Below are 18031 nucleotides of genomic sequence, written 5' to 3' on the forward strand. Positions count from 1 at the left end.
ACGCGAAGGGAAACAACCAAACCCACCCCTATCAATCAACACTTAGAAAAATTAACGCCCAACTCCGACATAGCGGAACCCAGCGTCTTCTAGCACGTTAGGATCGAGAAAGTTACGACCATCAATAAGCACGGGATTATGCATCAGCTTCGCCATCTTGCCATAATCCAGACTCTGGAATTGTTCCCAGTCGGTGACTAATACCAAAGCGTCACAGCCATCTGCCAAGCGATCGGGATCACCTTCCACCTGCACACCAGATAGACCGTGACTCATCCCACTCGATGAAATAATCGGATCATAAGCCTTCACTTTTGCGCCCAACCGATTGAGATTTTCAATCAGAATCAGTGCGGGAGCATCGCGCATATCATCCGTATCCGGCTTAAAGGTTAATCCCAACAATCCCACTGTTTTCCCTTTGAGGATTTTAAGTTCTTGCTGGAGTTTTTCCACAGCAATTAAGCGCTGACGATGATTGACACTCACCGCTGCTTTCAACAGTTGAGCATCGAACCCATAATCATCCGCCGTATGAATCAACGCCGAGACATCCTTCGGAAAACAGGAACCGCCCCAACCAATCCCAGCTTGCAGGAATTTACCACCAATGCGAGTATCTAAACCAATGCCTTGGGCGACTTGAGTCACATCCGCGCCCACGCGATCGCAGATATTGGCGATTTCGTTAATGAAGCTAATTTTGGTAGCTAAAAAGGAATTGGAGGCATATTTCACCATTTCCGCTGAACTCAAATCCGTCACCACCACCGGAACCGGGGGGAGGGATTTATCTTCAGCCGGTTCCCGCTTAACGATTGGCGCATAGAGTTCCTGCATCATGGAAATAGCGCGATCGCTATTACTCCCCAACACGATGCGATCGGGGTTAAAGGTATCATAAATCGCTGATCCTTCCCGCAAAAACTCCGGATTACTCACCACATCAAACTCAACACTTGTGTCTGACGTCGTACCTCCAGAGGACTTTTGGTGATCAGCGACACCATCCATGACAATCATTCGTACCCAATCCCCAGAACCAATTGGCACCGTTGACTTATTCACAATCACCTTATAGCCCCCATTCAGGTGATTGCCGATCCCACGGGCTACGGCTTCCACATAGCGAGTATCACTTTCACCATTGGGTAATGCTGGCGTTCCCACCGCAATAAACAGAATTTCGCCATGATCGACACCCCTCGCCAAATCCGAGGTAAACTCCAAACTGCCCGCATCACTGCAAGCTTGCATCAGTTCCGATAATCCCGGTTCATAGATGGGCGACTGCCCAGATTTCATTAATTTGACTTTGTCCTCATTGTTATCCACACAAATAACATGGTGTCCGATATGGGCTAAGCACACCCCGGTTACTAAGCCAACATATCCAGTACCAATAACACAAACGCGCATGAGCTGATCCTCTCTGGTAGATGGTAGGACTCAGGGCTATCTAGCGGATTGATTCGTGTCCTAGTAAGCCCCTATGCCCCTATGAGTTAATACTGTAGTCGCTTAACTGGAAACAAGGGAATACCCTTCAGCCGTTAAGCGATCGCGCGCGGAAATCCTCTATTGTCGTTTTTAACCCCTCCTGTAAAGGTATAGTCGGTTGCCAACCCAGTAACGTCTTCGCTTTCGTAATATCCGGACGGCGACGTTGCGGGTCATCTTGCGGTAAATCCTGAAAGATAATTTCTGAATCCGGATTCACCATATTTTGCACCGCCTGCGCCAATTGTAAAATCGTATACTCATCCGGATTCCCCAGATTAATCGGTCCGGTATGTTCATTATTCATCAACCGAATTAATCCTTCTACTAAATCCGATACATAACAGAAACTGCGCGTTTGTGAACCCTTACCATACACCGTTAACGATTCACCTTTAAGCGCTTGCACCACAAAATTACTTACAACTCGCCCATCATTTTCCAGCATCCGAGAGCCGTAGGTATTAAAAATACGAGCCACCCGAATGTCCACACCGTTTTGCAGATGGTAATCAAACGCCAACGTTTCCGCCACTCGTTTCCCCTCGTCGTAACAGTTCCCGCAAAACGCGACTCGTCCATGGCGACGCACACACACCACATGATTCTGCACATTAACGCAGTAAACATTGCCAGCATATCGAAATGGCTCTGGGGTGATTAAATGAGCGTCTTTTATAGGTCGAATATTCACCCGATATAAATCACGACCCACAGCATGAGACACAACAGACGCCGCATAACCGCAACGCATGGCTAACTCTTGGACATCATCAGCCAGTTGTTTTGATTTCGTGTAATAAACATAGCCATCTCCGCGCTGGGAACCATCTCCCATGATTAATGCCTTAAACAAAATCAGCGACTGACGCTTGGATAACGAGAAAAACTGGCGCGGAATATATTTCTCACCCGACTTACCCAGAGGACATAAAATCTCCGCCAGTTGTTTACTACAAATCCGGAATTGGTGGTCATCTGATGAGAAAAACTTAAAGCCGAGGTTGTTTAAACAGTGGGTTATTTTAGCTCGACCCTCTGGATTTTCTTGGGCAATCAAAATGTTATAGTCAGCCACCTCATAGTCACGTCCACCAACAACCCGCCCTCGTCGTCGGACATGAACGCAGCCTTCAGAAATGTAGTAACCGAGGAATTCTAACCAATCATCCATCCGAATTCGCTCGACTCTCACCTTGGCATTTTTCGGTGCAGTTCCCAGTTCAAACCATTCTGGTTCTTCTCCCTGAAACTCACCCCCGGTAGGGACACGCCAAGAATGCCAATGTCGGTCTTCATCCGCACGCAAAAATTGCAATTTTCCGGTTTTACTGCGTACATACATCCAGTGATTTGGCGTTACACACAGATCGAATTTAGCATTGGCAAACCGGAGCAAATTACCCACGTAAGGCTGCACAATATACTCGTCCGGGACGTGATACTCGACTTGATTATCGGGATTAAGAGTCGCCACTCGCACCCCTGGCTGTAATTGGGGAAAAGGAACCCAGCCATTTTCCGTTAAAATTTCAGTTTCAGCGTCGTAACAACTGCGCGGTCCAATTGGATTAACATTTCCTCGGTATTCTTCGGGTTGAGGATGAACTTCCGGATCACCATACACTTCCGAGGTTGAAGCTAATAAAAATCTCGCCCCTACCCGCTTGGCTAACCCCAACATATAGAGGGTACCCATAACATTGGTTTTAATCGTCTTGACAGGATTGTACTGATAGTGTATGGGCGAAGCTGGACAAGCTAGATGGTAAATTTGGTCAACCTCGACGCGAATCGGTTCGGTAATATCGTGGCGGATCAGTTCAAAGTAGGGATGATTCAGCCATTTGACGATATTTCGCTTGGTGCCAGTATAGAAGTTATCCAGACAGAGAACTTCATGACCTGCTTCCATTAACCGATCAACGAGATGGGAACCAATAAAACCAGCACCACCTGTAACTAGAATTCTCATAGGTTTTTCCGAATAGAGCGATCGCGTAAGCTTAGTGCGGTAAAGTATCAAGCTCTACCATGTTACATTGAAACCCATACTGGCAAGTCTTCGCCATGCTTAAAATCGCTTAATTCCTTTCAGGACGTGAAATTGAGACAAATTCAACGCCCAACCCCTGACAATCGCTCTTGCCTGTGGTTATGATATTAGTTGAACTTTCTTAACACAACTAGATCTTAGGCAAACCAACGCGGTTTAGGGTGCAGGATTTGAGCGTTGACGTGCCATACCTCAAGAGTTTTAGCTGATTCGCTAACAAAACTGCCAAATTTATTTTGGCTCGAAGGTTGTCGCTCGACCCTCACGGATCGAAGTGAGGCTGTAACCTGGCACAACGTTGCTGGGAGGTTTCTGAGGGGAATTTTATGGCAATTTTTCCGTCAGAGATATTAATTCGGTGCTTGATTTGTATCTACCTGCTTGAACTTAATTTATGCTGCTAGAGACCTTACACTCGCCAGAGTCTGTCCTCGCTCAAATGGATACGTTCAGTACCGGGAAATTAGAACTGTGGTTTCAGCCCGTTTATCAAACGGCGACGGGTGCTGTATTACACAATGAAATACTTCTGCGTTGGCGAGACGAAGCCGGAAATCTGCACTTACCCCAGGAATTCTTACCCACGTTGTCGGATACCGGACAACTGCAAAAGGCTGATCGCGCCGTTATTCGCAAGGGAATAGAACTCTTAGCGGAACAGCCGGATCGATGCCTGTCGATTAATCTTTCGGGAGAGGGATTAAATAACTTTGAACTAATCGAATATATTCAAACACTTCTGGATCAATCAGGAGTTGACCCGAAGCAACTAAGTTTTGAGCTAACCGAATCAACCATCGCCAAAGATTTTCCCACAATTCGGGCATTTGTCCGCGAACTCAAAAGTCTCGGTTGTGCGATCGTTCTGGATAACTTTGCCAGTCGCGAATTAACATTGTTTCAATGTCAACAACTGGCGGTTGATCTGGTTAAAGTTGATGGTCAACTCATCCAACGCTTAAAAACAGAACCGAGTAGTCGTGTCTTAACCAAAGCCATTCTCGAAGGCATTCAGGCGCTGAGTCAGGTGGCGGCTAAATTTGTCAGCGATGCGGTTACCCTCTCACTGGTGGAAGAAGTCGGGATTGACTTAGTACAAGGACACCATCTTAAAACCCCTAGTCCAGCACCCGATTGGACGGAATTGGTTCGCCCAGAGGAGGAACAGGATTCACCCACGGCTGAAGTCCAAAAATCTACTCAATCCTGGCGTTTCCTGGTGGGAACTGGGTTTGTGGTGCTGGGATTAGGGGCAGTTGGTGTGGGGATTGCCTCCATTGGCTATCGCCTCAGTCACTTAGTTGTAGACGGTAGCACGATTAACGGGCGAATTGTGCGGCTACAAGCGCCAACCACGGGAAATATTCAAGCATTTTACGCCCAGCCAGGGGTGGTTGTGAAATCAGGACAACTTCTCGCCCGGATTAGCCAAGAACCCAGTCCCCAAGAACAAGAAGCCCTACTCCGCCTAGAACGCGCCCAAGACCAAGAACAAATCCGCAATCAGCTTGAAAGTCTCGAATTACAAGGGCAAATTCAGGTGAATGCAACTCAGCTAGCATCGGCAAAACAGTCCCTAGCATTACTGAAAACTCAGTTACAGCAACTTGAACGTCGAGACCAAGCCGTGCGCCAAGTGGATGTAGAACTGGGCTTAGAGTCGATTAAGGAACAGCAAGCTGTGGTTCAAGCGGCACAGGCAAAAGCTGAAGCTGCCCAATTAGATTATCAACGGTATCAAAAGTTATTAGAAGCAGGAGGTGTATCCGAACAGGAAACGGATCAGTTGCGCTTAGTCTGGCAATCGGCACAAGCAGAAGTCCAGCAAGCCCAATCTGTCTTGGATGGGACGCAAAAGGCGGTCAATGCTGCCCAAGCGGGTATTGCTCGCAGTAATCGCAATAATATTATGGGCGGGGTTCTGTCCGATCAACGGATTAGTTTGCAGCAGACGATTCAACAGCAATCGGTGGTGGTGAATACGATGGAAGCTCAATTGGCTAAACTCAAGCAGCAGCTAAATAACAGCCAGTCTCTACAAAAAAATGCCCCTTCTCTGGTTAATGATCTCAAACAACTGCAAAGCGAACGGAAAGTGCAAAACGTGTCAGCGCCTTTTGCGGGTGTTGTCTACACAGCGGAACGAGAACAAGGTGAACAAGTTAATCAGTTAGAACCGATAGTGACGCTACTCGATTGCAATAACCTGTGGGTAGAAACCGTGGTTAGCGCTGAACAAGCCAGTTCAATCAATACCGATAAACCCGTGACTGTAGGACTAGCAGGTTATGCCCAAACAGTCAAGGGCGAAATTGACTTAATTCAGCCAATTAGTAACCTGCAACAACTTAATAAGTTGACCCAGGTTCAAGCCCTACAGCCTGCGATTCCGCCTAAATTGGTGGGACAACCGTTGACGCGGATTACAGTACAAATTCCACCGCCGCCGCAACATGAGAATTCCCAACAGTTCTGTGGATTGGGACAAGCGGTGAGGCTAACGTTTCCGAAGAAACTTTTTGGTAATCGTTGAATTGGGATTTATATCTCAATTTTTTTTATCTGTATTCCCTTGATTGCAAGTTTATAGGACTTAGGCAAAGGATCTATAGGTAGGGTGTGTTAGCGTAGCGTAACGCACCTTAACCAATATATATGGTTTGGCTGCGTAAGTCCTGGTTTAGTTACATCTTTTGTGAGGTAAAACATGATAACTGTAATCTCTCTTGGTCGGGGCGGGTTTAGTTACATCTGGGTGAGGTGACAAATGATAGTCGTCAAACCCGCCCCTACAAATAATTCAAGACGCGCCATGGCACGTCTCTACATTCAAAAACTCTATGACTCGATTATTTCGTTGGCAAAATATCTCGTCCTATCTCAATTGGTTCGCCCTGCTGTGTCTTTCCGCCTTCGGTTTTATTGGCTTTTACTTGCTGCGTAACCCAGAACAATTAGACCTATTAGGCATATCTGGTTTAATTAGTATGGGGCTGATCGGCATTTGGCGATGGTCATGGTGGGCGCTGCAAGTGATTCGTTCTCGGATTTACCTACACTGGGTTTTTCCCCGGTGGCGCAAACAAGCCGATCGCATTCCCCTGGATAAGTTACCGCCTGTTTGTTTATTAGTCCCTACCTATAAGGAAAAACCCTGGATCACGGAACGAGTCTTTCGGGTAATCGCCCAAGAAGCCCAAAGCCTCTCTCACCCTCTGACACTTTTGGTTACCAGTAGCAGTGATCAGGAAAATGCTGCCATTTTAAAGGTACTTAAATCCGTTGATCCTGAACTCAGTTGTATTCGCCTAATCCAAATGGTACAAACCGGGGAAGGGAAGCGCAAAGCCATGGCGGATGGATTACGAGAATTAGCGCGTTTAAATCTACCCCAAAATGCCGTTGTTGGTTTAATGGATGGCGATTCTGAACTGACGCCTGGAACCTTACGTCGCTGTTTGCCATTTTTTCGCCTCTTTCCCAAAATGGGGGCGCTGACGACGGATGAATTACCGATTGTTGAGGGATCGTATCTGTTTTCTGAGTGGTTCCATTTACGCCTATCCCAGCGTCATTATCAAATGTGTTCTGTGTCCCTGTCGCAAAAAGTGATGTGTTTGACGGGACGCTTTTCCCTATTTCGGGCGGAGGCGGCGCTGCATCCTACATTTGCGGATCAGTTAGAACTGGATACGTTGGATGATTGGTTGTGGGGACAGTTTAAATTCCTCTCTGGCGACGATAAAACGACGTGGTATTGGCTACTGCGCCGAGGTTACGATATGCTTTATATCCCGGATGTGATTGTCTATTCCATTGAGACGATTTCTGGGTCATTAGTTGATCGCGCTTACCAGAATATGCGCCGCTGGTATGGGAATATGCTGCGGAACAGCGATCGCGCGATCGGATTGGGTCCAGGTAAGGCGGGATGGTTTATGTGGTATTGTCTCCTGGATCAACGGATTAGTTACTGGACAACTCTAATCACTCCCGGTTCGTTATCAATTTGTTTAGTGCAAGGGTATTGGTTAGCCGCTGGACTGATTCTCTGTTGGATTCTTTGTACTCGACCGATCATTTTAACCATCATTTTTTTGGGACGACAATCTCGACTTAAACCGATTCATTTACCTGTCTTTTTAATTGCCCAGTGGAGTTCCTGTATTATCAAAATCTGGACTCAGATGAACCTTGCTCAACAAAAGTGGTCAAACCGAGGGAATCAAAGTATCTCCGCCGCCGGATCGGGTTGGGAACGGTTGGTTAAAGTAAGTGTGTCTCGTTTTCTTTATGTCTCCCAGTTATTTGGTTTTGTGGTTATTTTATGTTGGTTTGCCAGCCTGCTCAGTCCCTTACAAGATGTGGTAGGTTTATGGTCAAACAGTAGCTGGGCGATGAGTCAATCGGTTCCCCCTCAAATTATTGAAGCGATTGATCATGGAATTATTCCCAATGATGGTAAAGATGATGCCAAATCCCTCCAGGCGTTAATTAATCGTCTGTCTGGTGAAGACCCAGTACAGATTAATTTACCCATTGGTGAAATTGACTTGTTTCATCCCATTGAAATTAATCGCAGTCACACAATTATTAAAGGGCAAGGGATGCGGCGAACGATTTTACAAGCGCATATTAGTAAACCCGATACAGAAGCCGTTCTAGTCATGCGACCCCTAATCGAAAAAGTGGATTCTCGTCAGAATCGGATTCAGGATATACATTTAAGTGGATTTACACTCCGGAAAAAATTACCCAACTCAACGGAAAATATATCTGCTGTTGGCAGTATCCTTTTGGAAAATGTAGTAGGGTCTTCGCTGAGAAACCTTGATTTAGCAAACAGTAGGAATCGGGCTTTAATCCTGCGTAATACGGAGGATGTAACTGTCGAGTATGTGTTGCCAGAGACAGCAATAAAGAAAAAGGAATAAAAAGAATCTGATTTTCATATTCTTCAGGCTGACTACATCAAGTCCGGGCAATCGTCTGATCAGCCAACGCAATATGGCTCCGTTAAAGTTTTCGTCATTGGACTTACGCAAAACCTCTATGTGTAGGGTGTGTTAGCGTAGCGTAACGCACCTTTGCCACGATATGTGGTGTAGCTGCATAAGTCCTGCGTCAGTCAAAAGACGCACTTGATATCAACTCATTGGGTATTGATGGCGAGTAAGGAGACGTTGCCTCAGATTAACCAAGTTATAGTTTTGAGCCAGTTCCTGTCTGTGCTGTTGAGCTTTTTGGCGATTAACATGATTTTTTTTATTTTGACTTGACAAAGTGGCTCAAAACGGTAAGCTAATTAGCAATTGTATATTTTGAATCCTTTCGGTCGTCGTTGCTTTTGATCGCATCCATTTGATCGCATCCAATGGACTTCTATCCGATGACAACCTTGCCATGCCAAGTTTAACCTTGGCGAGTCTGAATCAACCAAGTGAAGAGAACTCTGATTCACTTGAATTGGATTGCCTCAAGTGGGAGGCAGAATTCTCATTTATCAGTTATGGGGTGCGTATTGGCGTTCGCGTCAATGAAGCAAGGATGCTGGAATGTCTTCCTGATTATTTGCCCCCCGGTTGGGAGCCTTCTACCTCACCCGATGTAGATCAACTGTACTCGCTGATTGGTGATGAATCGAATTATCAACTCTGGCGCGATCGCGAGATACTGGCTGAAGCGAGTTTACCGAGTGTTGTTTCTGGTACTTTCCGGATGGCAGGGAAGCGGGGGGAAGCCGCAGCAGTAGCGGTAGCGTTGTTGCACCAATTGGATGATTGGATTGAGGATTCCTCCGATATTGCACCTGTCGCTTTAACCATCAAACCCGCGAACCTCCCAGAAGAAAAAAGAAAAGAAATGCGATCGCGCTAATATTTAAGTTTTGAGATGGAAGCAAGCAACTGAGGAAAAATAATGACGACGCTGCTAATTCAAACCCAAAGTGTCCCCCTGACGGTGAATTTTCCTGCTCTTAAATCGATTAGTGTTGAACAATTCTACGAATTCTGTCTAGCCAATCGCGATTTGAGAATCGAGCGTACTGCCAGTGGGGAAGTGATTATTATGCCACCAGCCTTTTCAGATACAGGGAATCGCAACATGAAAATTGCCCTACAGTTGGGGAATTGGGCAGAACAAGATGGTACGGGTGAAGTGTTTGACTCCAGCGCTGGCTTTACCTTACCCAATGGAGCAATCCGCTCCCCTGATGGTTCATGGATTAAACTAGAGCGCTGGGATGCCTTAAGTGAGGAACAAAAAGCCTCTTTTGCACCGATTTGTCCAGATTTCGTAATTGAGTTACGTTCTCAGAGCGATACCCTTAGTGGATTGCGAAACAAAATGCAGGAATATATTGACAATGGTACATTACTCGGCTTGTTGATCGACCGCAAAAACCGAAACGTTTATATTTACCGCCCCAATCAAGAACCGGAAATCTTGGAGAATCCTGAAACAGTCAGCGGTGAGCCAGTGCTACCAGGATTTGTCTTGCGGATGGCAAAAATTTGGTGATTGACTGTCCTAACCGTTGTGGCGGTTGCAATACAATCCAACATCCTATCTTAATGCAAATTTTGTTCACATCGCTGAAAAATATAGCGCAGCAACCCTAAAATCTCGTCGAGATGAGCAATTCCATAGAGTAATGTTTCATACACCTCACCTTCAGTTGTTAATTTATAAAACCGCCAACCATCTCCATTGGTAACGATTCCAAACACATCAATCTCCTGCTCGCGTTGGCGATTTTGCCAGGAACAGGCTTGCATTTCTACTAAACACTGAGCTAATCCTTGCTCAAAGTTATCCTTTTTGGCTTCAACAATACAGAGATAAGGAGCTTCAATATAAGCCTTACGTTCAGTAATTAAATAATCAACATTTCCTGTAGTTATATCAGAGTCTAGAGCCGCCCCTTTCCATATTTTTAGTTTTTTATAGGGTTGGATAGCTTCTTCGCAAATTGCATCAATCACTATTTTTTTAGATTCTTCATACTTTTGTAAATCAAAACATTGTAATCTAGCCCAGCGTTCTTGGAAAAAGGGACTGGGTGTAATAGGTTTACTATCAATATTCCAGGGTAATAATTCACTGATGCTTAATTGCTTGTAAGCTTCTGTGGTATTAAAGCTAGCAAAGTTTTTTTTCTTTCGCTTTTTGGCATTTGACGACATTTCGCGCCTTCCTGGTTAACAAATATACCGAAGGGTGAGGGCTTTAGCTTAGAGTGAATGGCACACTCCTCGTATTCTGGTGGGCAATGCTGCTTTAATCATGCGTCATACGGAGGATGTAACTGTCGAGTATGTGTTGCCAGAGACAGCGATTCGGGGAGAGTCTAGCGGTTCTCAATTGCTAATACTATACCAAAAATCCGGTAAAATTATAAGTTAGTTTGATGAAGAGATGAGCAACCTTAGTCCAAACACGATCCGGCGTCTCGCGACGCTCTTCGCTCCGGAAGATGCCGATGAAGCTACTCGGCTCCTCGAGCAAATAGAGGTCGGGAGTGGGTATGCCTATACCCGTCTTTGTGAGAGAATCTGTACTGCCGCGCTCAAAGTCAGCCAGGGCGACCTAGCGGAACTACGGAACGCGATCAAATTGGCTAAGATCGATTGGAGGGATCTCCTGGTCGATGCTGGGTTCGCGGAAGACCCGGTGTTGCACGAGACCTGGTGGCCAGAGTGAGTGGTGAGGGGGAGATGAGGGAGATGAGGGAGATGCTGCTTTTAGGCTTGCATTGCAAGGTTTTTTACCGCTACCTAATTAACCCAAGATACTCGTGTATACCTGTTCCAGGCAAGCCGTGTTCCGCTGCAGACTAAATCGTTGTTCTACGCGCTGACGTGCCGCGATCGCAAACGCTTCCCTCATCTGTGTATCCTGCACCAGAATCAAGATACATTTTGCCAGATTTTGCCAATCCCTTTCTCGAACCAGAAACCCTGTTTCGCCATCCACCACAGCTTCAGGAATCCCCGCACTCCTAGAACTCACCACAGGTAATCCCATTGCCATGGCTTCTAAAATAACTATCGGCAGCCCCTCTGTCTCTCCCCGATCAGTCGTGATACTTGGCGCACAGAGTACAGAAGCACAATTCATCCACATTTTAACCGTTTCTGGTGCTTGTACTCCCAGAAAACGGTAGCGACTTAATCCCTTTTTCGCTAACGTTTCTAAACTCTGACGCAGAGAACCATCGCCAATCATCACTAACTCAACATCGGGTCTAATTTTTTGCACCTCAGTCATTGCCCGAATTAAATAGTCGCACCCTTTTTTCTCAACCAAACGCCCCACAAACAAAACCGTTGATTCTCGTTGTCTCCGGGAATCTGGCGTGAATTTATCTACATCAATTCCAATATAACCAACTTTCACCTTGTCCGACGGACATCCTTTTTCTATCAGTTGAGAACGGATAAACTGGGAAACCGCAATTAAACAATCGGCTTCTCGAAAAAGTATCTCGCGCCTTCTCCCATAAAACTCCCGAAAAAACTGCCCCCGTCGCTGGAAAAAATCTTCCCCATATTCATACCACGTTTTTCCGCTTACCTCGATTTCCGCCGTGGCATAATAGCCGTGGAATGTTACAACTAGCGGAACACCTAACTTCCGAGCTAAAGGTAATGCTAAAAAGCCATCCAAGCCAAAATGAGCGTGAATCAAGCTAGGTGATAAATTTTCAATTCGCCTCAGCCAATTTGGATGAAGTACGCCAGCTAATTTGTACGCTGTCTTCCATAAACCGGGCAAGGGTTTTTCATCAGCCAAAACTATACAATTTTCCTTGAGTACCATAGATTTAGCACTAGGCAGATAGGAAGAACCAACGTAGAATCCTTGATAAGACGTAAAACTTTCAACTTGAGCCGGAATAAACGTTTCTGAATAAGGTAACAGTTGGTCGCGGTAAATAAGAACTATTTTTTTCATTAATGATTTAGCCTATTTCGGCAGCAGAGGACGCAGGATCGACTTAGCTAGACTGCGAATTAACGGAGGACCAGTCAACGGAGAGAAAGCCAGTTCTGGTGCAACGTTAGACGCTTTTAAATAACTCTGCCAAGCCGTTCTATAGTTCCCTTTTCTATACTCATTTTCCGCGCTTTGCGACAAACGAGCGCTTTCTCGAATCCGGTTTCCCTTGGGTTGCTCTGTAGCCGGAAGGCTATCAATAAACTCCTGAAACACTTTTTCTCTAAGTTCTTCTATATTTTTCGGTCGCCACTGTCTACCGTGAACGCGGTAATCTAGTACAATATCTGGAATAACAGCAACTTTACCCAATTTAGCCACTTTCAGCCAAAGTTGCCTATCCTCACAGATGATCAGATCGGGTCGATAACCGCCCACGTCTCTAATAATTTTTGTTCGGTATAAATTCTGACCCGAAATCGAAGACCAACCCGCCAGTAATTCCGACCAAATTAATTTCTCTACATAAATTAGGGGATGTTCTATTTTCAGGGCATAATCACCCGCTTTAAACTTCCATCTGGCACCAACTGAAGCGACAAGGTTTTTATTTTTCACTAAAGGTTTGACTAAATTATCTAAAGCATTTTGACGCAGTAAATCATCATCATCTAGAAACATGATAAATTCTCCTCTAGCCTCTTTTAACCCTCGGTTCCGTGCTGCCGAACGTTCATAATTTTCGGGTTGCTTGAATATCCTAATATTAGGTTTATTTAGGGTGGTTAGCCACGTCCAAGTTTCGTCTTCAGAAGCATCATCGACAATCAGAAGTTCCCAAATTTTAAAGTCTTGGGCTGCAACGCTAGCGACAGCTTGTTTGAGAAATTCCAGCCGATTATAAGTTGAAATTACCACAGAAACCAAGGGATAATGCATTAGTTTTACCTTAAACGTTTAACCAGCTTGTTAAATCTTTATCAATAAGCTCTTGCAGCTTCAAGATGTCTTCTCGATACTCTTCTATCAGTTGTTTACGAACCTCTGGAAGTAGTGGAGGCTTGGGACGGCGGTTAAGGTTTAATAATCTTGATTTTACCGACTTGCGTAATTCAGGTGACACAAATTTGCGAAAAAATGCACTGGTTGAATTGCGAGGATCGAGAAACTTATTCAGCGTTCTATTTTTGGGAATAGAAGTAACATTGTATTTTTGCGAAATATTGGGACAAAAATTATCGTCTACACCCAAAAAAACAAAGGTATCGTTTAATACAGAAAGAGAGTCAGCTTGAAAATCTTCATAAAGATAGACTTTAATTTGGTTGCTGGCAAATTTGTCGAAATAGCGCTTCAACTGAGCATAATAAAACCCTCTTTGTTTATAATGCCAACGAAACCAATAGTTCTGACAAATTCGCTCGGGTTCGGCTGCGATTGCTTGGGAAAAATCAGCAATGGGTTCAGCGCCTCTACTCAAATTAAATAAAAAGTCAGAGTAGGCTCGTTCAACCGGATCGCGCAGGATTGCGATAAGCTTGACATCAGGAATATAGTGCTTTATCGTGTCCGGTGCTTTTGGACTCAGCAAATAAAGGGGTGATGCTTCACCAATTGCTACTTCGCTAGAAACCTTTTCAAAGAAACGACAATAGGCTTCAAGATTAGTAATAAAATTAGGCGTATCACTATCTCCCTGAAAATTACCACAATAATCGTCTTGGCGTTCTCCTTCAAGGGCAAAAAAATTCAGTTCTTTACGAGGACTCATATATATTTGTGGATGCTCGTCAAGATAGTTATTCAAGGATGTTGTTCCCGCTTTTGCTGTACCGATAATTAAAAAATTAGGCAATGTCATATCTTCGGGGTTCTGCTGATGAGATTATCTTATTTACCTAAAAGTGCATTAATTTTGGATTGACCAATTCTGGCTCGTTTACACAAATCGTAGAATGCGGCTAAAAACTGAGATTGATTATGGTTGGCTAGAACCCATTCTCTACCTTCTTTACCTAAGCGAGTTCGCAATTCCCGATCCTCGATTAGACGAGTCAAACCGTCAATAAATTGAGGAATACTGTCCATCCCACTCCCATCCCAACGCCCCACATAAATCCCGAACCGAGACACGACATCTTGAGGATTAACACAACTTAACAAAGGAGTTTCACATTTGAGTGCTTCTTGGAAGCTGACAGCTAATCCTTCATGAATAGAGGTGTTAACCAAGACCCAGGCTGAAGCCAGAAGGCGAACTTTTTCCTCTCCTTGAACATGACCCATTAGTTTCACATTATCAGGTAAGTTATCGGGTTGCCAAGCCCCCTTGCCTTGAAAATGAGGTTGCCCCATAAAGATAAACTCTACATCCGGGAAATGGCGGGCTAATTCAGCAAAAAGCCAAGGGCGTTTATAGGGATCAAGACGGGCTAAAAAAATGACGCTTGGTTGTTCACTTTTGACAATCTCTCCGGGTTCTAGATCAATAATATTAGGCAAAAAATAAACCTCTGGCGGTTGTACTCCGTAAGTTCCTAAAACTTTATCCTTGAGAAAAGGTGCAGGAGTGGCAAAGAGAATTCGACGCCCCATCCATTTTGATTGGTTAACGACTCCAGCAAAGGATGTACAGTCAAAGCATTTTAGCCCTAAGGGCAACATATTTTCTTGCCCCGGAATGCGTACTGTATTAATTTTTTCGACATCTTCTGGCGGACGCGGATCACGTACCCAAAGAACGATAGGTGTGCGCGGTAGAAGCCAAAATAAAGGGCGATAATTTGGGCGGTAGTCAATCGATAGGATTAAGTCGATTTTTTCACTCCAAATGCGACGAGCATAAGCCCATTTATTAGGCTGGCGCTGGATGAGAGGTGTTTGATGAATTCGGGGATCGGGTTGACTAGATTGAGCGTAGGATTCACCCGCAATAAAGACGACATCCACGCCTAAGTTGGGATTAGCGTTAAAGCAGTTAGCCACTTGCCGTGTCGCCCAGCCAAATCCGCCCATGCGACTGACAGATAGATCGAAAAATTCGTTAGCAATTACACCTACTTTTAGATTTCCTTGGGAATGTTTGGGAGTTGATTGGTTCATGAAATTAATAAATAATTAAATTTAGCGCCAAAACTAACGTTTTCTCAAATAGAAAGGACTTGCTAAACTATTAACTAGCAATGACATTTCACTCGCAGCTACGATATCAGTCGTCATCACCCGGCGGTATTTTAACCAATGAATTGCGAGGCGACGAAAATCGTTAATCAGATACAAGAAAAACATAAAGGGACGTTGCCATCGTTTATATCGTAGCATACGAGTATGATGGCGACCCCTGCCGATTCCCTGAAAAAACTGCTGTAAGTATTGCTTTTCCAAGCGGGTTTTGGGAATGTAATGCTCGATATGCATTTCCGAGTTATACCAAATTTCCCAGCCAGCTTTTTGTATGTAGATAAGGGCTTCTATATCTTCACCTTTTGCGGCTAAGGATTGACCAACTGGTCCTTGTAAAATCAAATATTTGGGGATGCAGTCTAACCAAGCCTGTTGGCGAATGACTAATCCAGCACCGGGGGGTAATACTCCCTTGGCTCTGTAGGTGTTGAAACAAATGGTTTGTTGACGTTCAACGATAGGCAAAAAGCCAGCAATGCGTTCAAAGTTTTCCGGTGGAGGAACTTCAAACGTTCCATGAATTTGACTGCCGTAAGCACCAGATTGGGGATGAGACTGAGCAAATAAGTAAGCTTGCGCTACCCAGTCTAATGCCGGTAAATTATCGTCGTCTAGAAAGCCAATCAGAGGAGATTGAGCTTCTTGAATGGCGCGTTGCCTTGCATAATAGGCTCCTGGCTGGGATTCAAAAAAGTATTTGAGCGGAAATGCTTGAGTCCAGTTGCGTTGATAGTCTTGAATAATCTTTGCTGTATTGTCTGTACTGTTGTTATCGACGACAATAATTTCCCAATTTATATTTTCGGTGTCGCGCTGTGATCGCAGTCTTTCCAACAGGGCTGGTAAGTAATTTTCACGATTGTAAGTGCGAATAGCTACAGTAAATTCAGGCATTGAGTTTATTCTTGACTAATAATTTTTTGGGAATAGCATCATTAATTCAATGGTAATTTTTTTTGTTTGGGAGAAAAATAGTTTTCCGGAAATTTAATGAAAACTTCACAAAATAATCGCGATAAGTAGGTAGACACAATTAAGTAGAATGCCACTGACTGGTATGTTGGTGGGCAATGCCCACCCTACGGTATATCAAAGGTTTCGGTGATTCCCTCTTTTTACTGGGGAGTTCTAAATTCAGTGCTATTCGAGTGAATTTTTCGGCTAGTTGTTGACGTCTGAAACAGAAAAATCAGCAAAATCGACATACACATCTTTCGGAGTTGCCCAAGAGGGATCACCACCGCCAAAAAAGGTGGAGAAGAATATGCCATCAATTTTGAGATCATCAACGGTACGGAATGTTAATCCTTGCTCATCTAGAACCATAGTTCCATCTAACCAAACTTTAACCTGACCATTAGCTTGACCCGGTTCATTCAGGACAACCTCCTGCTCAATATGATGCCAAGTTCCGGGGATAAATTGCCAATTTCCCCGACCAATTGATGTGCCGTATTCGTCACTGGTGGGCAGATAGGCATACAGTTCCCCATCGCCATTTCGTCTCCACATGAAGCGCGTCGAAAATCCATCGGTTCCATCAGGCGTTTTTCCGCCACTAGCACCGTCACCGCCGTAAAGTCCTGGCAATTTCCCCCCCTTAACAAAGTCAAAGTCGTCGGAAAAACGAACATAATAACTCAAGCGCAGAGAATCTTTAGCGGGTAAACCTAAATCCGCATAAAACTGCGTACCTCCTAACGGGGCGTCATTTTTTCGAGAAACCGTAGGGCTAGCTGAACCAGCCGGATACTTCACCCGCAGCACCATCTCAAATCTGCCGTCGGCGTCTTTAATTACTTCACTATTTTCTAAACCCCACTGTTTCTCACTTTTAAAATTCCAAGATTGCTGCCAATCCGTTGCAGCAAAGCTATCTGACCAAAGCGGGGTAACATCAGCGTTAGAGGCTACATCTTGACGGGTTTCTGTGGAATTGCTTAAGGCAGAAGAGGACTCTATTTCATTTGAAGAAGTCTGAGCGCAACTATTCAGCATGATGACTAAAAAAGCTGCACTTAATAATTGACCTGAAGCGCTTAGATACTTAAATTTGATTGACATGGGTTTGGCTTAAACGTGCGGGATAGTGTAGAGTTTTGAGCATTTTCATCTTGATGCACCCTCAACCATCCAATTTAATCCTTGCTCTCTGCTTTTGTCAGCCGTTATGAAAGACCTACTCAAAGCAGGTCAACCTTAGTCAGACCCAACTTTGATGCTTACTTCCTGCTTCACTCGCTTCAGTGACGGCACTCAACACCTCGGCTACGCTCGGTGTTGACCCTGAATTTCGACAGGCTCAATTTCCGCGGAGTCGAAGGGTCAACCAGTCCACAGGCTACCACCACC

12 protein-coding genes and 3 pseudogenes are annotated in these 18031 nt (G+C 44.8%); 4 read left to right on the forward strand and 11 right to left on the reverse strand.

What is annotated here, in order from left to right; all coding sequences use genetic code 11:
- Positions 1 to 51 precede the first annotated feature (51 nt).
- From RIG27_RS31105 to RIG27_RS31120, 4 genes and pseudogenes are all read right to left on the reverse strand, one after another.
- Complete coding sequence (locus RIG27_RS31105) at positions 52 to 1419, reverse strand: UDP-glucose dehydrogenase family protein (RefSeq protein ID WP_446350951.1); 1368 nt, start codon at positions 1417 to 1419, stop codon at positions 52 to 54.
- Between the two features lie 127 nt (positions 1420 to 1546).
- Positions 1547 to 2161: pseudogene (locus RIG27_RS31110) on the reverse strand (GDP-mannose 4,6-dehydratase); the annotation flags it as partial.
- Positions 2162 to 2242: 81 nt separating this feature from the next.
- Positions 2243 to 2845: pseudogene (locus RIG27_RS31115) on the reverse strand (GDP-mannose 4,6-dehydratase); the annotation flags it as partial.
- 194 nt (positions 2846 to 3039) lie between these two features.
- Positions 3040 to 3475: pseudogene (locus tag RIG27_RS31120) on the reverse strand (GDP-mannose 4,6-dehydratase); the annotation flags it as partial.
- Positions 3476 to 3950: 475 nt separating this feature from the next.
- On the opposite strand from RIG27_RS31120, the gene RIG27_RS31125 reads away from it, so the two are divergent.
- The 4 genes from RIG27_RS31125 (at position 3951) to RIG27_RS31140 (ending at position 10078) form a co-directional block, all read left to right on the forward strand.
- On the forward strand, positions 3951 to 6089 hold the full coding sequence (locus tag RIG27_RS31125; RefSeq protein ID WP_446350952.1) for an EAL domain-containing protein: 2139 nt from the start codon (positions 3951 to 3953) through the stop codon (positions 6087 to 6089).
- A gap of 307 nt (positions 6090 to 6396) precedes the next feature.
- Entirely contained in the window at positions 6397 to 8490 is a 2094-nt protein-coding gene (locus tag RIG27_RS31130; protein WP_446350953.1) for a glycosyltransferase, read from the forward strand.
- Positions 8491 to 8959: 469 nt separating this feature from the next.
- On the forward strand, positions 8960 to 9433 hold the full coding sequence (locus tag RIG27_RS31135; protein ID WP_446346534.1) for a hypothetical protein: 474 nt from the start codon (positions 8960 to 8962) through the stop codon (positions 9431 to 9433).
- 42 nt (positions 9434 to 9475) lie between these two features.
- The gene (locus tag RIG27_RS31140) at positions 9476 to 10078 is read left to right on the forward strand and encodes a Uma2 family endonuclease (protein ID WP_446350954.1); all 603 of its coding nucleotides are present in this window, start codon (positions 9476 to 9478) and stop codon (positions 10076 to 10078) included.
- Positions 10079 to 10128: 50 nt separating this feature from the next.
- Here RIG27_RS31140 and RIG27_RS31145 read toward each other — a convergent pair whose 3' ends face one another.
- The 7 genes from RIG27_RS31145 to RIG27_RS31175 form a co-directional block, all read right to left on the reverse strand.
- Complete coding sequence (locus RIG27_RS31145) at positions 10129 to 10743, reverse strand: hypothetical protein (RefSeq protein WP_446350955.1); 615 nt, start codon at positions 10741 to 10743, stop codon at positions 10129 to 10131.
- Positions 10744 to 11338: 595 nt separating this feature from the next.
- Positions 11339 to 12514 carry a glycosyltransferase gene (locus RIG27_RS31150; RefSeq protein ID WP_446350956.1) on the reverse strand — a complete coding sequence of 392 codons (1176 nt, stop codon included), beginning with the start codon at positions 12512 to 12514 and terminating at the stop codon, positions 11339 to 11341.
- A gap of 12 nt (positions 12515 to 12526) precedes the next feature.
- Complete coding sequence (locus RIG27_RS31155; RefSeq protein ID WP_446350957.1) at positions 12527 to 13435, reverse strand: glycosyltransferase family 2 protein; 909 nt, start codon at positions 13433 to 13435, stop codon at positions 12527 to 12529.
- 10 nt (positions 13436 to 13445) lie between these two features.
- Positions 13446 to 14357, reverse strand: coding sequence for a sulfotransferase family protein (locus tag RIG27_RS31160; protein WP_446350958.1), 912 nt, complete (start codon positions 14355 to 14357; stop codon positions 13446 to 13448).
- A 29-nt stretch (positions 14358 to 14386) separates the two neighbouring features.
- Positions 14387 to 15598, reverse strand: coding sequence for a glycosyltransferase family 4 protein (locus RIG27_RS31165; protein ID WP_446350959.1), 1212 nt, complete (start codon positions 15596 to 15598; stop codon positions 14387 to 14389).
- A gap of 33 nt (positions 15599 to 15631) precedes the next feature.
- On the reverse strand, positions 15632 to 16573 hold the full coding sequence (gene hpsE, locus RIG27_RS31170; protein ID WP_446350960.1) for a hormogonium polysaccharide biosynthesis glycosyltransferase HpsE: 942 nt from the start codon (positions 16571 to 16573) through the stop codon (positions 15632 to 15634).
- 267 nt (positions 16574 to 16840) lie between these two features.
- A complete protein-coding gene (locus RIG27_RS31175) occupies positions 16841 to 17743 on the reverse strand; it encodes a polysaccharide lyase (RefSeq protein ID WP_446350961.1) in 903 nt (300 codons plus the stop codon).
- Between the last annotated feature and the right edge of the window lie 288 nt (positions 17744 to 18031).

The sequence above is a fragment of the Coleofasciculus sp. F4-SAH-05 genome (assembly GCF_040222985.1).
Taxonomy (GTDB): Bacteria; Cyanobacteriota; Cyanobacteriia; order Cyanobacteriales; family Coleofasciculaceae; genus Coleofasciculus; species Coleofasciculus chthonoplastes.